A 13,375-nucleotide genomic window follows, 5' to 3' on the forward strand; every position below is an offset into this window, starting at 1 on the left:
ATGACGATCACGCACAGTCCTCAAACTGGGGAATTTTCAACCAGCACATTTGGGGAGATTACAACCAGCACTCACAAGCCCTTTGGGCATGCCCGCACCAACGGTGCAATGGTGTATGAAGAGCCCCTAGTAGGCCGGGTCCAATGCAGCCCCGAATGCGGTGTCAGTCAGGTACCAGAACGGGGCCGAGACAGTGCCAAGAGAGGGTATGCAGTGACTAGCCCGTCTTATTCACGGGTTGTGACTTTTTGAGGTTTCCTGATTCTGGACGCGCGGGGTCTACGCGATCCTGGAGGCTGATTTCAGAGTGAGGATTGGTCGGCGCTTGAGTTGGCGGGCTGGGGCGGGTTCGGGGGCGACAGCCCCGCCTGTCACGGTCCGACGGGTTGCAGACCCCGGGCGATACCGGCGCAGAGTGCGGCTTCGGGGCATGCTGCGGCGAATGCGATGCGAACCCGGGTTGCGGTCTCGATAACCCGGCCGGCGACCTTGATCAGGCGCATGCGTAACGTGGTGAATTCGGCCGTAGCGAGCGGCTGGGGTCTGGGGATGGCCTCGCGCACCGTCAGCATCAGCCAGTAGGCGGCGGTGTGCAACACGAGGCGGACCTGATTTGCGCGAGACGAGCGACAGCCTGTCCGGTCTGAGGCCAGTTGCCCCTTGTGCAGCCTGATCAGGTTTCCCACCTGTCCCCGGGCGCAGTAGAGGGTGTCGTAAAGCCATCCGGCATTCCCGCCACGCAGGTTGGTGACGACACAGCGTATATCTGTGCCCGTTCTATGTACCGATCCCTACCCTGGTCATAATAAAAATACCCATCGTGTTGGGTTTTGTGGTAGGATGTGACCATGCCAACAGTTCACCGAGTGGGTCGCTTCAGGTTCATGATCTATGCAAATGACCATGATCCGGCCCATATCCATGTGTTCTATGATGGCCGTGAAATCATCATCAACCTTGGGGAAACCGAGGCAACGATCCGGGAGATTGCCCCCGGCGTGAAGCGAGCAGACGTACGCGAAGCGTTCAGGATCGCGGTGGAACAACGCGAAGCCCTATTGGCCGCATGGAGGACGATTGATGCGCAACGATCATGACATCGAAAAGCAGATGGATGCCGCTTATGAACGTGGTCGCATTCGGCGTGAGACAGTGCCCCAGGCGATTGCTGCTGGGTACGATGCCACGACAGGGCGCGTAACCGTTGAGCTGTCCAATGGCACCCGCTTTGAATTCCCTGCCTCACAGGCTCAGGGCCTTGAGAGAGCAACGCCAGAGCAACTGGCCCAGGTCGAAATCATGGGTGGCTACGGCCTGCACTGGGAGGCACTGGATGCTGACCTACTGGTGCCGGAACTGATGGCGGGCCTGTTTGGGTCCCGTGCTTACATGGCGGCAAAGGCAGGCCGACAGGCATCGCCAGCAAAAGCCGCAGCGGCACGTCGAAATGGTGTCAAAGGCGGCCGACCAAGAAAGGTCGCATAACTCACATATTGAGGTAATAATAAATTATTTTTTTAAAATACCACACAATTAAAATGTATCAATACAAGACCAAAGTTCACAGACACCAAAAAAATAGCAAAAATTACTAAAAGATATATAAATAACGAATGTATACATTTAAAATTCCATTATGTAAGATTTAAAAAAATACTCTTATGCATTTTGGACCTGTAACGGTTTTGTGCCGGTCCTGAGGTAAATAGGAGCAGTCCCATGACCCATAACATTCCTGTTATCGACATTGCCCCCCTGCGCCAGGGTAACGATGCGGAGCGGGAGGCCGTGGCCAGCGCCATCGGCAGGGCCTGCCGCGAGACCGGCTTTTTCTACATTACCGGCCACGGGGTATCTCCCGATACGATAGATAGCGAAGCTCTTCGAGGCCTCGCACACGTTCTTCGCCCAGCCCGCCGCCGCCAAGGAAGCCGTGGCCATGAGCCGCGTGGGCCGGAATCGGGGCTATGTGGGGCTGGGGGTCGAACGGCTTGATACGACTTCCCTGCCCGACCGTAAGGAGGCCTTCAACATCAGCCCTAACCAGCCTGGTGGCCAGGACGCATGGCCTGCTCTACCGGGATGGCAGGATCTGATGATGGCATATTTCGCCACCTGCCTCGATATCGGCGCGGCACTGCATCGCGGTTTTGCCCGTGATCTGGGGGTAGATGAGGATTTCTTTGTCGATAAATTCAGGCATCCCATGGCCACGCTACGCCTGCTGCGCTATCCGCCCGCGCAACAGGCCAGCACGGCACCGGGGGCGGGTGCCCATACCGATTACGGCAATGTCACGATCCTTGCGGTTAATGGCGTATCGGGTCTGCAGGTACGTCCGCGCGGTAGCGACTGGACAGACGCCCCGCTGATTCCCAGCACGTTCATCTGCAATATCGGTGACTGCCTGATGCGGTGGAGCAATGATGTGTATGTCTCGACCCCGCATCGGGTATTGCGCCCTGCAGGCGAGCGGTATTCGATCGCTTTCTTCCTCGATCCCGATGCGGATGCATTGGTCGAGCCGATCGTAACCCGTTCCGGCGAGCATGCGCATTATCCGCCTGTCACCGGGCATGACTACCTGCAGGAAAGACTGCAAGCGACATACGGGCACAAAAACCAGCGCCACTGAGGCAGAAGGCTTCCATCGTGCGGGTGGGTGGTCCGTGGGATGCGATCAGGAATGGTCTGTCGTAAGGCTGGCAGACTGGTCTGTGGAGGTGGGCCAGTGACTCTTTTTTCCCGCCCGACCGTTGTGGGGTGCCGGGACTGGAGAAAGGTGTAGGCCATGGACAGACATATTAAAGGGGGGTCCGATTAGCGACACTGACAATGGCGGCTTTCCAATGATTTTCCATAATTGGGAGGACGAAATCGAAGGGTCAGGATCCAGAAAACCGACAGCTGCCCTGGCGCCAGGCGCAGCGGTCCTTGTCACCGGCCTGCGATAGACCGTCACATTCACCCTTCTACGGAACTCCGACCGCCTTATTGCCCGGGTTCAGGCAGGGGAAGGGGATGATCGGTCCCGAGGCTGGCCGCCCATGCCTTCACCGCTTCACCACTGATGAACAATCCGGCATCCGCCTGGGCCAGTGCCTGGCGTGTCGCTTCGTTCTTTTCGGCTTCCCGATCGGAATGACCTGTTTCCATGATGGTGTTCCTCCCAGGCCGGATCATCAGGCCCGTTCCGGTCTGTGTCCACGTGTTTCTGGTGACCGCAGCGCCCGAGAACCCTGTGCGTCATCGACAATGTCCATGTTCGATGGGATCAGGACGTTTCGCTGAAGCAGGGGAAGGGAGGGATATGAGTTTTCCGGCCACAGGAAACCCGCAGATAATTATTACGTTATCGTTACATAAGGTGGGCACAGATATACGCTCGCTCACCGCAATCATGGATGCCCGCCAGTGCGGAGAGATCACAGCCGATGAAATGATCGCCCAGATCCGGCTGATATCTCAACAGGAAGACTGAGTTTTTCTTGCTTCGGCAGAGAACATTGGGAGCCTGTGGTAGAATCCTGTCATCGGGAATTGAGTTAATCCGTTGCAGGAATGCGGGCTTGAAAAATCATACTGTTGTAACTACAATTCCGTAACTACTGGAGCGGATTGTGACCATATGGGTATGGGATCCTGAAAAGGATTCAAAAAACAGGGAGAAGCATAAGCTACCTCTGGAAACCGGCAGGTTTGTTCTCGACGGCGATCCGCTCGCATTGTCTGTCCCTGATCCCCATCCAGATGGGGACAGGTGGCGAACCATAGGGAAGATACGGGGCATCACAACTCTCTTCGTCGTTCATACAGAACCCGTGGAAGACGAGGAGGATGGCGAAGAATACGGTCGTATTATCAGCGTAAGAAAGGCAACTGCCCATGAGCGCAAAGCATACGAAAATGGACTCTGAACTGCTTCAGGCGTTACGGGCTGTGGAGGCCATGCCTGACAATCAGATTGTGACGGATGATGAAGCCCCAGAAATTCGTGACTGGTCACATGCGGAACGGGGGCGCTTCTATCGACCCCGTAAAGTGCAGAAAACCGTGCGGTTTGACGCTGATGTCGTGGCTTTCTTCGAGAAGGACGGGCCTGGCTATCAGACACGTATGAATGATGCGCTGCGTGAAATTATGAATCGCGCCTTACGTAAGGCGCCCACGAAAACAGACGCGGGATCTGCACGATCTTCACGGCGCGGGAAGACGGTACACGCATAAGAGTGGCTGTGGCCTTTCTTTGCCCACTTTCCTGCACGAGAAGGAGATCGACCACCATGAGCAGCAAAAACAGGTCCATGCCCTCGCTGCACAGTGACGAAGCGGCCGAGGATTTCGTCGTAACCACCGATCTGATCCGGTATGACCTGACGGATAGCCGTGACCAATGTACGCCTCGTTACCTTCCTGCGGTGTGCGAGAGCGTCCCCCTTATTGCCCGGGTTGTGGCAGGGGGAGCGGGTTATCCCTGCCGAGGCTGGCGGCCCATGCCTTCATGTCCCGTTTCTCCCGGTCTGGACCTTCAGGCCAGTTTTGGCCTGCGTCCGCGTTTCTTCTCTGGCAGGCGTGTGACCGGCACCCCAGTTCCTGATGTTTCCGAAGGGGCCGGTGTCGCCTTGATGACCCGCCCTAGTCCAATCTCCTGTGCCAGGGCAGAGCGTCGGGCTGCGTAGGATGGGGGGTCATCGGGTAGCTTTCAGGCAGGCCCCATTTTTCCCGATACTGCTCGGGTGTCATGCCATAGACAGTACGAAGATGGCGCTTGAGCATCTTCATTTTTTTCCCGTCCTCCAGACAGACAATGTAGTCTGGAAACACGGATTTTTTCACAGGTACGGCCGGCACCATATCCGGTGTTCCGGTCGTCGCCTGTCCCGGACCGCCAAGCGCCTGAAATACCGAGGCGATGAGGCCTGGCAGGGTATCCGCCGGAACCGTATTGCTGCTGACATAGGCAGCGACAATCCGGGTCGTAAGCTCCCGCAGCGTGTCAGCTTCGGATGATCGTGTCTCGTGGTCAGTCATGGTCACGTCTGCCTGTTGTCCTGTCATGTTCCCGGTCCCTGTCGAAGGCATGAAGCCCCGCACGTCTCCAGCGTGCTTTCAGGTCAACCGGAGCAGTATCATTGCTGCCCTGGAGCTGTCCTGCAATATCCAGAAAAGCCCCGAGCAGGGTGGCGCGGTCATCATCGGTCAGATCGACCAGTCCCGCCTTCTGGACCAGGCCGCCCAGTTCGATCAGATGATGGGTGCGTTCCCGTCGCGCCTTCGCCCAGTCGCGCATGTCGGTGCGTGCCTTTCGTGCCTGATAGCGATGGATCAGGGCTTCCTGCTTCCTGATCCGTCTTTCAAGCGCCAGAAGCTCCGTTCTGATCGTTTCCGGTTCCTTTCCGGCCGCCCTTTTTTGCACAGGCCTGAAAGAACGCCGTCCCCCGTTCGGTCCACCTCGCGACGGCTTCGGGTTTGCCGTCCGCCTGTTCGACAGCCGCAAGCAGCACCCCGGCCAGCGCCTCGATGGACAGGGTATCGGCTCCCGTCGCCTCGACCAGTTCACCGAGCTGGAGGGTTTTTTGCGCCTTAAGCTGCCTGGTCTTTTCCTGAAGCGCCTTCAGTTCCGCATCAATGTCCCGTGGCCTGCGCATTTCCGGTCCTCTGTCCTGCTGGTCTGTGCCATACTCTATCACACAGGCGAGAACCGCGTCACTCATCCAGAGCAATCAACCCTTGTGGCACAGTAAAATGTGAGTGCGCGCTTATATGTCACTTCGTGACATGCGCTTAAAGGATGTGATAAGATCGCGTCCATGGCGATCTATCACCTGCATGCAAAGGTCATCAGCCGTGCCACCGGCCGGAGCGCCGTGGCGGCGGCAGCCTATCGTGCAGCGTCCCGCCTGCATGATTTGCGGCTAGATCGCGACCATGACTTTTCCAACAAGAGCGGCGTGGTGCATTCCGAGATCCTGCTGCCCGATGGCGCGCCGGAACGGTTTCTTGATCGTGCGACCCTATGGAACGAGGTCGAGGCGATCGAGAAGCGCAGGGATGCCCAGCTTGCCCGCGAAGTAGAGTTTTCAATCCCGCGCGAAATGACCCAGGCGCAGGGGATCGCGCTGGCACGGGATTTCGTGCGGGAGCAGTTCGTGGAACGCGGCATGGTGGCCGATCTCAATGTGCATTGGGATATTGGCGAAGACGGACAGGCGAAGCCCCATGCCCATGTGATGCTGTCCACGCGGCGGATCGAAGTCAGAACCGGAGAGGCTGTGCATGGAAGACGAGACGGAATCCCGCATCCTGAACGAGGCGGCGGGGGCGCATACGACATCACGCCGGATCCTGGACCTGATGGAGCAGAAAGGGGAGGACGATCCACTCAAGCTCATGATCCGTCTGCTGACGGAAATTCGGGAGACGCAGCGCGGCATCCTGCTGAAGCTCTCGACGCTGGAGAAGCGCTTGCAGCGGCTGGAAGAACAGCGCGACTGATTGCTGCGGCACGGTTGCGGCATGAAGGCCTGGGGCTGGCGCAGGATCAGCCTTCCATCGGGTTCGGTGCGAAAGAGCGTTCATGGAATGACAGGGATCTGCTGCTGACATGGCGGGAGCGGTGGGCGTCGCTCGCCAATGAACGGCTGGCCGAGCTGGACCTCGATGTGCGGATCGACCATCGGTCGTTCGCCGCACAGGGGATCGACCTTGAGCCACAGAACAAGATCGGTCCGGCCGGGATGCGCCGGGAAGAGCGGGGCGAGGACGCGGAGCGGGTTGCCGATCATCTGGAGATCGCGCGGCGCAATGGGGAAAGGTTGCTGGCCGAGCCGCATGTGGCGCTGGAGGCGCTGACGCGACAGCAGAGCACGTTTACCCGGCGGGACCTGGCGCGGTTCGTGGACCGGCATACGGCAGACGCAGAACAGTTCAGTGCTGTCATGGTTCGGGTGGAGGCGTGTCCAGAGTTGGTCGCGCTCGGGAAAGATGGTCATGGGCGGGAACGGTTCTCCACATGGGAGATGATCGGGGTCGAGCAGCGTCTGGAAGAGGCATCGCTCGCGATGGGACAGTCCCAGGGTCATGCGGTGCCGCTGGCGGTGCGTCGGGCGGCGATGGCGCGGGACGGGCTTGGGGACGAGCAGGCGCTGGCGGTGGGCGAGGTCACGAAGTCCCGCGACCTGTCCGTGGTGGTCGGGTATGCCGGGACGGGGAAGAGCACCATGCTGGGTGTCGCCCGCGCGGCATGGGAAGAGGCCGGGTATCGGGTGCGCGGGGCAGCGCTGTCGGGGATTGCAGCGGAAGGGCTGGAATCCGGGTCCGGGATCGAGAGCCGGACGCTGGCCTCCCTGGAGCGTGCGTGGGCGCGTGGGTTCGACCTGCTGGAGCGCGGGGATGTGCTGGTGGTGGATGAGGCCGGCATGGTGGGGTCACGGCAGATGGAGCGGGTGCTGTCGGCCGCGCGTGGTGCCGGGGCCAAGGTGGTGCTGGTGGGTGATCCCGAGCAGTTGCAGGCGATCGAGGCTGGTGGTGCGTTCCGGGCGGTAGCCGAGCGGGTCGGGTCTGTGGAAATCACGACGGTGCGCCGGCAGCGTGAAGGCTGGCAGCAGGCGGCCACGAAAGAGCTTGCAACCGGGCGGACGGATAGGGCGCTGGAGCGCTATGAGGCGGCCGGCCTGGTGTGCGGGCATGACACGCTGGAAGAGGCGCGGGCCGGGGTAGTGGCCGGGTGGGATGAAGCGCGTCAGGCCGCGCCAGAGGAAAGCCAGATCATGCTGGCGCATCGGCGTGTCGATGTGCGGGCGCTGAACGAGGCGGCGCGGGAGATCCGGCGGGACGCGGGTGAACTGGGTGATGATGTGCTGGTGCCGACCGCCCAGGGCGAGCGGGTGTTCGCGGACGGGGAGCGTATCTACTTCCTGCGCAATGACCGGGCGCTGGGGGTGAAGAACGGCACGCTGGGCACGGTGCGGGGCATCACGGGGTCGGTCGAGGCCGGGGATCTCGTGCTGTCGGTGCAGCTCGACGGGCCGGGTGGTGCCGGGACTGGCCGGGTCGTGTCCGTGTCGGTGGCTGATTATGACGCGCTGGATCATGGCTATGCGGCCACCATTCACAAATCGCAGGGTGTGACGGTGGACCGGGCGCATGTGCTGGCGACGGGGAGCCTGGACCGGCACGGGGCCTATGTGGCGCTGTCGCGCCACCGGGAGAGCGTGTCCGTTCATTGGGGCCGGGATGATGTCGGCGACCGGGACGGGCTGGTGCGGCGGCTGTCGCGCGAGCGGCTGAAGGATACCACGCTGGATTACCTGCATGTCCGGGATCGGGATGCCGGGTTTGCGCGACGACGCGAGCTGCATGTCCCCGAGAGCGAGATCGTGGTGGAGCGTGAGAAGGCTGCCTCTGGCCCCCAGAAGGACAGGCAGGCCGAAGCTGTCCGTACGCCAGATCCGGCACCGGCACAGCGGAAGCGTGGGATGTTCGACGGGCTGGACCTGTCCGTGAGGCTTGGTCGTCGCACATCGGAAAAAGACGTGTCGGCCGGGATGAATGCCGGGGCCAGTAAGGGGGAAAGTGGGGTTGAGCGTGAAGCTCCCGCCTCGCCCTTTGCCGGGTTGCGGCTGCCGCGTGTGCAGCGCGCGCAGGTGCCTGCCGGGCTGGGCGGGTTTGTGCCGGGTGGTGATCCGCTCCACCAGGCGGTGGAGCAGTATGCGCGGGCGGTGCGGGACATCGGGCGCATGGTGGAGCAGGACCTGCCGGTGCTGGAGCACCAGAAGAAGGCATGGCTTGACGCCAGCACGGCCCTGGAACGGCTACGGCCCGGGGCGGTGATCGCTCTGGAAACCGCCGTGAAGCATGAGCCGGAGATCCGGCAGGCCCTGTACGGGCTGGAAGGGCCGGCACGGGCGCGCAGGCTGGTCGAGGGGCTGGAGCACGAGGACAAGGTGCGGCATTCCCCCGAGTTGCGGGCTGCGCGGTTCGTGAAGGCGTGGGACGGGCTGAGCCGCGAGCAGCAGGGTGTGGCGCTTAAGGAGCTGCAGCGGGACGCGCCGCTTGAGTCCCTCCTGCGGCAGAAGGGGCACGAACTGGGCGTCCGGAAGGGATCGACGCTCGATCATGGATTGCAGCCGCAGCGCACGCGCTCGCTGTCGCGCTCCAGGGGGCGGGATATGGATATGGGGATGTAGGAGATTTTGATTTACGTTAACCAGTGACGTCATATATGATGTCACTATGCGCGTTGTTCTTGATACGGATGTTGTTCTTTCGGGATTCATGTCACCGGACGGAGCGTCCCGGCAGCTTTTGCTGGGGGCCTTGGATGGGAATTTCAGTCTGCTGCTCTCCACGACCCTCCTGGTCGAATACGAGGCGGTGTTGCGTCGCTCTGAAAATCTTTTCCGAATGGGCGTTCAGGGGGATGAAGTTCTGGAGGTTCTTGATGGACTTGCAGGGTGCTGCGTGCCGGTTTCTTTTGATTACAGGTGGCGACCGACAGGTGCGCATGGTGATGATGAACTTGTGGTTGAGACAGCGATCAACGGGAATGCGGATGCGATCGCCACGTTCAATCTGAAAGACATGCAGCGGGCCGTATCACGGTTCGGTATTCCAGCAGTGCGGCCAGGTGTTCTTTTGCGAAGGATGAGAGGATGAGTAGCAGTAAAATCCAGCTTCGGCTTCCGGAAGATATGCGGGAAGCCGCAACGCGTCAGGCGGCGCTTTCAGGTGTCAGCATGAACCTTTTTGTTGCGACGGCTGTCGCGGCCCGGCTGGGTGGGCAGGCAGAAGCGGAACGGTATTTTTCCGCACGGGCGACACGGACCACGCCTGCTCGTGCCAAAGCGCTTCTGGAGCGGATCGGAACAAAGGGGCAGATCAGGGACGATGATCGTCTGGACGTGCCGGAAAACTGAATCTGGATGAGGGGATATAGGGTTTTTCTGGAAAAATATCGAAATGATATTTATGATATCAATCTTGAGAAATGAGGAGTCCTGTCATGTCTTCTGTGGTTATTCGTAATCTTCCGGAAGAGACGCATCGGGCGCTGAAGGCGCAGGCCATGCTGCATGGACGCAGTACGGAAGCGGAGATCCGGACCATTCTGGAAGCGGCCGTCCGGCCGCCGCAGCGGGTCCGGCTGGGATCGCTTCTGGCGTCCATCGGTCGGGAGGCCGGTGTGTGTGATCAGGATATTGCGGCCTTGCAGAGCCGCGATCAGACCCCGGCCGAGCCGATGTCCTTCGAATGATCCTGCTCGATACAAATGTGATCTCGGAGCCGTGGAAGCCCGTCCCGGAGCAGCGTGTTCTGGCCTGGATCGATGGACAGGCGATCGAGACGCTTTTTCTGTCTGCCGTCACGGTGGCGGAACTGCGTTTCGGGATCGGGGCGATGCCGTCTGGTCGGCGGCGTTCTGTACTGCATGAGCGGCTGGAACAGGAGGTATTGCCCTTGTTCGCGGGGCGTGTCCTGTCGTTCGATCTGGCGGCGTCCCAGGCCTATGCCGAACTGATGGTGCGGGCCAGGTCAGAAGGTCGGGCGATTGGCAAGGCAGATGGCTATATTGCAGCAACCGCTGCATCCCGGGGTTATGTCGTGGCCAGCCGCGACGTGTCTCCTTTCGAGGCGGCTGGTGTGCGGGTTCTCAATCCGTGGGAGGATACCTGATGTCCTGCGGCATGCTTGAGAGCGGATGATTTAATGTGTATGATTTCTATTGGAGATACACATCATGCGAACAAACATCATCATTGACGATGCCCTCATGACAGATGCGCTGAAGGCGTCTGGTGTCAAAACCAAGAAGGAAGCGGTCGAACTCGGGTTGCGGACGCTGATCAGGCTGAAGCAGCAGCGGGAACTCCGTACCTTGCGGGGGAAGCTCGACTGGCAGGGTGATCTGGATGCCATGCGTTCCGACGCATGATCCTGGTGGATTCCTCGGTCTGGATCGATTTTTTCCGGGGTACGGTGACGCCACAGGTTGATGTTCTGGACCGGCTTCTGGGAGAAGAACCTGTCGCCATTGGGGATCTGATGATGACGGAAGTTCTCCAGGGATTTGCGAGTGAGCGGGATTTCAACACGGCACGGCGGATGCTTGGTGCCCTGGATCTGGTGGAGATCGGGGGACGTGATGTCATGATCGAGGCGGCACGATATTTTCGTGACCTGCGCGGCAGAGGCATCACCATCCGGAAGACCATTGATACCCTGATTGCCACACGATGCATCGTAAGCGGGTATCGGCTTCTTTACAGTGACCGGGACTTTGATCCGTTTGTGACACATCTGGGGCTGGAACGGGCTGCCTGATCGGGGGGCAGGCTACCGGGGGAGGGATGTTGTGCAGGAAGAAGAACAAGCCGTTTGTCAGGAGACAGCGCATCTTCTGAGTAGTCCGCGTAATGCGGAAAGATTGCGACGGACTATTCAGAACGCGGCTTCAGACAGTCGGCCAAACAGGCTTACGCTCCTGGCAATGGAAGAAGGGCGAAGGCGGCTGCTTTTCGGGAAGCAGGAAAGGGCCGGAACGCAAGAGGCTGGTCAGGATGATGATCGTCTGGACGTGCCGGAAAACTGAATCTGGATGAGGGGGCTTTCCATCATGAGCGAGACGGATCCGGCCGCGCGCGCCTTTGAGGATCTGTGCGCCGAAATGACGGTGCTCCGGCGCAGCGTGGAAGCGCTGCCCCAGGCATGGCGGGACAACCGGCCGCCAGACTACACACCGGACCTGGCCAGACTGGTGAAAGCCCTGAATGAAGTGGGCGCGCGCATGAAGGCGATCGAGGCCAGTCCGACGCTGAAGATGACGCCGCAGGCCTATGGGCAGGGGGTACGCCAGGCAGGGCTTTCTGTCAGTCAGGACATGCAGGCTGCCTTTCATACCGCGATCCGTGCGGTGCAGGTGGAGCGGCAGCAGCTGACCGACATTGTCGGGCAGGCGCGCACCCAGGACCGTCAGAACTGGTGGGTGCTGAAGGTCGGGCTGGCCTGTCTGGCTGTCGGGATCGGGTTCTCGCCTATCCTGACCTATCTCCTGCCGTCATCACTGGGGACGCGCGTGGCCTCCTTTATCGTGGGCGGGCAGGATCGGTGGGAATCCGGTGCGTTGATGATGGAGGCCGACAATCCCGAAAGCCTGCGGCATATGGTCCGGGCCAACCGGCTTGTGGATGCCAGTCAGGACCGGATCGCCGCCTGCCAGAAAACAGCCAACGAGACGAAGGTGGATCAGCCCTGTGTCCTGACCATCCGGCCGGGTGGGTCGTAGGACGAACGTGGCCCTGACAACCGTATTGGACAGACCAACCGTTTTGCGACCTGACGGTCTTCTCGACTACGACTCATAGACATACCCGGAACCGACACTACGCCTACCCATAAATATCTGGTCTTCATACATCATTGCACCGTTGGTACGGGCATGCAGGAAAGGGGCTGCGAAAACCCGAGCCCCTTTAGCCATAACCCAGGTTGCAACAATGGAATGGCGGAGAAATGTCGCGTTAAAGGAACTTCGGTTTCTTTTACATGGCAGGAAAACGTGTTATTAATTACCTGTTTTTCTAACACGTAAGAATGATCATGTTAACGCCCACCTACGAGATTCATCGCTTGCCACCTCAGGTGGATCTGGAAACGGTTCCAGTCCTCAAGGCCTTGGCCAAGGCTAACCGGGCGCTAGCAGAACTGAAGGGACGGGCTGCGACCATTCCCAATCAGGGGATCCTGATCGATACGCTGGCCTTGCAGGAAGCAAAGGCGTCATCCGAGGTGGAGAACATCGTCACGACCCAGGATGAGCTCTTTCAGGCGGAACTGTTTCCTGAAGGACCGGACTCTGTCGCGGCCAAGGAAGTCGCCCTGTATCGCGATGCCCTGCATCTGGGCTTCCGGCAGTTGAAGGTGACGGACGGTCTGCTTCTGAACACGGGGCTGATCGCGATTTTCCAGATGCTCAAGAGACGGGAAGATGGATTTCGGACCACGCCAGGAACAGCCCTGAAGAACGAACGGACGGGTGAAGTTGTGTTTGTGCCACCCCAGGATGCCCGGGAAATCATCCGGTACATGTCGGATCTGGAGCGGTTCGTGAATGATGACGGGCTGTGTGATCTGGATCCCCTCATCAAGATGGCCCTGATCCACCATCAGTTTGAGAGTATCCATCCCTTTCCGGACGGAAATGGCCGGATCGGACGGATCCTGAACGTGCTGTATCTGACCCGGACAGAACTTCTAGATATCCCGATCCTCTATCTGTCGCGCTACATCACCCGTCATAAGTTGTGAGTGCTGGTTGTAATCTCCCCAAATGTGCTGGTTGAAAATTCCCCAGTTTGAGGACTGTGCGTGATCGTCA

At 59.7% G+C, this 13,375-nt stretch carries 17 protein-coding genes and 4 pseudogenes; 16 read left to right on the forward strand and 5 right to left on the reverse strand.

Annotation, left to right across the window (positions count from 1 at the left end):
• Positions 1–371: 371 nt before the first annotated feature.
• A pseudogene (locus tag GWK63_RS16825) lies at positions 372–773 on the reverse strand (transposase); the annotation flags it as partial.
• 75 nt (positions 774–848) lie between these two features.
• On the opposite strand from GWK63_RS16825, the gene GWK63_RS16830 reads away from it, so the two are divergent.
• From GWK63_RS16830 to GWK63_RS17435, 4 genes and pseudogenes are all read left to right on the forward strand, one after another.
• Positions 849–1,097, forward strand: coding sequence for a DUF4160 domain-containing protein (locus GWK63_RS16830; RefSeq protein WP_223846616.1), 249 nt, complete (start codon positions 849–851; stop codon positions 1,095–1,097).
• Positions 1,081–1,485: a DUF2442 domain-containing protein gene (locus GWK63_RS16835; protein ID WP_007396285.1), complete on the forward strand. Its 405-nt coding sequence runs from the start codon at positions 1,081–1,083 to the stop codon at positions 1,483–1,485. Before GWK63_RS16830 ends, GWK63_RS16835 begins: the two co-directional genes overlap by 17 nt.
• A 234-nt stretch (positions 1,486–1,719) precedes the next feature.
• Positions 1,720–1,797, forward strand: a pseudogene (locus GWK63_RS17500) (hypothetical protein); the annotation flags it as partial.
• Between the two features lie 73 nt (positions 1,798–1,870).
• Positions 1,871–2,635, forward strand: coding sequence for an isopenicillin N synthase family dioxygenase (locus GWK63_RS17435; protein ID WP_317983811.1), 765 nt, complete (start codon positions 1,871–1,873; stop codon positions 2,633–2,635).
• A 356-nt stretch (positions 2,636–2,991) separates the two neighbouring features.
• On the opposite strand, the gene GWK63_RS16845 is transcribed toward GWK63_RS17435, so the two are convergent.
• Positions 2,992–3,156 carry a hypothetical protein gene (locus GWK63_RS16845; protein ID WP_166498087.1) on the reverse strand — a complete coding sequence of 55 codons (165 nt, stop codon included), beginning with the start codon at positions 3,154–3,156 and terminating at the stop codon, positions 2,992–2,994.
• On the opposite strand from GWK63_RS16845, the gene GWK63_RS16850 reads away from it, so the two are divergent.
• From GWK63_RS16850 to GWK63_RS16860, 3 genes are all read left to right on the forward strand, one after another.
• The gene (locus tag GWK63_RS16850; protein ID WP_139064245.1) at positions 3,155–3,481 is read left to right on the forward strand and encodes a hypothetical protein; all 327 of its coding nucleotides are present in this window, start codon (positions 3,155–3,157) and stop codon (positions 3,479–3,481) included. The genes GWK63_RS16845 and GWK63_RS16850 overlap by 2 nt on opposite strands.
• A gap of 139 nt (positions 3,482–3,620) precedes the next feature.
• A complete protein-coding gene (locus GWK63_RS16855) occupies positions 3,621–3,917 on the forward strand; it encodes a BrnT family toxin (RefSeq protein ID WP_010518357.1) in 297 nt (98 codons plus the stop codon).
• Entirely contained in the window at positions 3,886–4,227 is a 342-nt protein-coding gene (locus tag GWK63_RS16860) for a BrnA antitoxin family protein (RefSeq protein WP_007396313.1), read from the forward strand. The genes GWK63_RS16855 and GWK63_RS16860 overlap by 32 nt, the downstream gene beginning before the upstream one ends.
• A 301-nt stretch (positions 4,228–4,528) precedes the next feature.
• Here the strand turns inward: GWK63_RS16860 and GWK63_RS16865 are convergent.
• The 3 genes and pseudogenes from GWK63_RS16865 to GWK63_RS16875 all read right to left on the reverse strand — a co-directional run bounded on the left by GWK63_RS16865 (position 4,529) and on the right by GWK63_RS16875 (position 5,714).
• A pseudogene (locus GWK63_RS16865) lies at positions 4,529–5,031 on the reverse strand (MucR family transcriptional regulator).
• The gene (locus tag GWK63_RS16870; protein ID WP_053323887.1) at positions 5,024–5,290 is read right to left on the reverse strand and encodes a conjugal transfer protein TraD; all 267 of its coding nucleotides are present in this window, start codon (positions 5,288–5,290) and stop codon (positions 5,024–5,026) included. Before GWK63_RS16870 ends, GWK63_RS16865 begins: the two are co-directional and overlap by 8 nt.
• 64 nt (positions 5,291–5,354) lie before the next feature.
• Positions 5,355–5,714, reverse strand: a complete 360-nt coding sequence (locus GWK63_RS16875) for a conjugal transfer protein TraD (RefSeq protein ID WP_191011408.1) — start codon at positions 5,712–5,714, stop codon at positions 5,355–5,357.
• A 96-nt stretch (positions 5,715–5,810) separates the two neighbouring features.
• Here GWK63_RS16875 and traA point away from each other — a divergent pair, with 96 nt between their 5' ends.
• From traA to GWK63_RS16920, 9 genes and pseudogenes are all read left to right on the forward strand, one after another.
• Positions 5,811–9,188: a Ti-type conjugative transfer relaxase TraA gene (traA, locus tag GWK63_RS16880; protein WP_166498088.1), complete on the forward strand. Its 3,378-nt coding sequence runs from the start codon at positions 5,811–5,813 to the stop codon at positions 9,186–9,188.
• A gap of 46 nt (positions 9,189–9,234) precedes the next feature.
• Positions 9,235–9,657 carry a putative toxin-antitoxin system toxin component, PIN family gene (locus tag GWK63_RS16885; protein ID WP_007396294.1) on the forward strand — a complete coding sequence of 141 codons (423 nt, stop codon included), beginning with the start codon at positions 9,235–9,237 and terminating at the stop codon, positions 9,655–9,657.
• Between the two features lie 80 nt (positions 9,658–9,737).
• Positions 9,738–9,917 carry a toxin-antitoxin system HicB family antitoxin gene (locus tag GWK63_RS16890; protein WP_240471409.1) on the forward strand — a complete coding sequence of 60 codons (180 nt, stop codon included), beginning with the start codon at positions 9,738–9,740 and terminating at the stop codon, positions 9,915–9,917.
• An 86-nt stretch (positions 9,918–10,003) separates the two neighbouring features.
• Positions 10,004–10,255, forward strand: a complete 252-nt coding sequence (locus tag GWK63_RS16895; protein ID WP_039733231.1) for a FitA-like ribbon-helix-helix domain-containing protein — start codon at positions 10,004–10,006, stop codon at positions 10,253–10,255.
• Positions 10,252–10,674 carry a type II toxin-antitoxin system VapC family toxin gene (locus GWK63_RS16900; protein ID WP_007396297.1) on the forward strand — a complete coding sequence of 141 codons (423 nt, stop codon included), beginning with the start codon at positions 10,252–10,254 and terminating at the stop codon, positions 10,672–10,674. The genes GWK63_RS16895 and GWK63_RS16900 overlap by 4 nt, the downstream gene beginning before the upstream one ends.
• A gap of 64 nt (positions 10,675–10,738) precedes the next feature.
• Entirely contained in the window at positions 10,739–10,933 is a 195-nt protein-coding gene (locus GWK63_RS16905; protein ID WP_010512461.1) for a type II toxin-antitoxin system VapB family antitoxin, read from the forward strand.
• The gene (gene vapC, locus GWK63_RS16910) at positions 10,930–11,322 is read left to right on the forward strand and encodes a type II toxin-antitoxin system VapC family toxin (RefSeq protein ID WP_007396299.1); all 393 of its coding nucleotides are present in this window, start codon (positions 10,930–10,932) and stop codon (positions 11,320–11,322) included. Before GWK63_RS16905 ends, vapC begins: the two co-directional genes overlap by 4 nt.
• Before the next feature lie 292 nt (positions 11,323–11,614).
• Positions 11,615–12,283 (forward strand): DUF6118 family protein, encoded by a 669-nt coding sequence (locus tag GWK63_RS16915; RefSeq protein ID WP_025439951.1) that lies wholly within the window; start codon positions 11,615–11,617, stop codon positions 12,281–12,283.
• A gap of 314 nt (positions 12,284–12,597) precedes the next feature.
• Positions 12,598–13,299, forward strand: a pseudogene (locus GWK63_RS16920) (Fic family protein); the annotation flags it as partial.
• Positions 13,300–13,375 lie beyond the last annotated feature (76 nt).

This window comes from Komagataeibacter rhaeticus (genome assembly GCF_011611525.1).
GTDB classification, from domain to species: domain Bacteria; phylum Pseudomonadota; class Alphaproteobacteria; order Acetobacterales; family Acetobacteraceae; genus Komagataeibacter; species Komagataeibacter rhaeticus.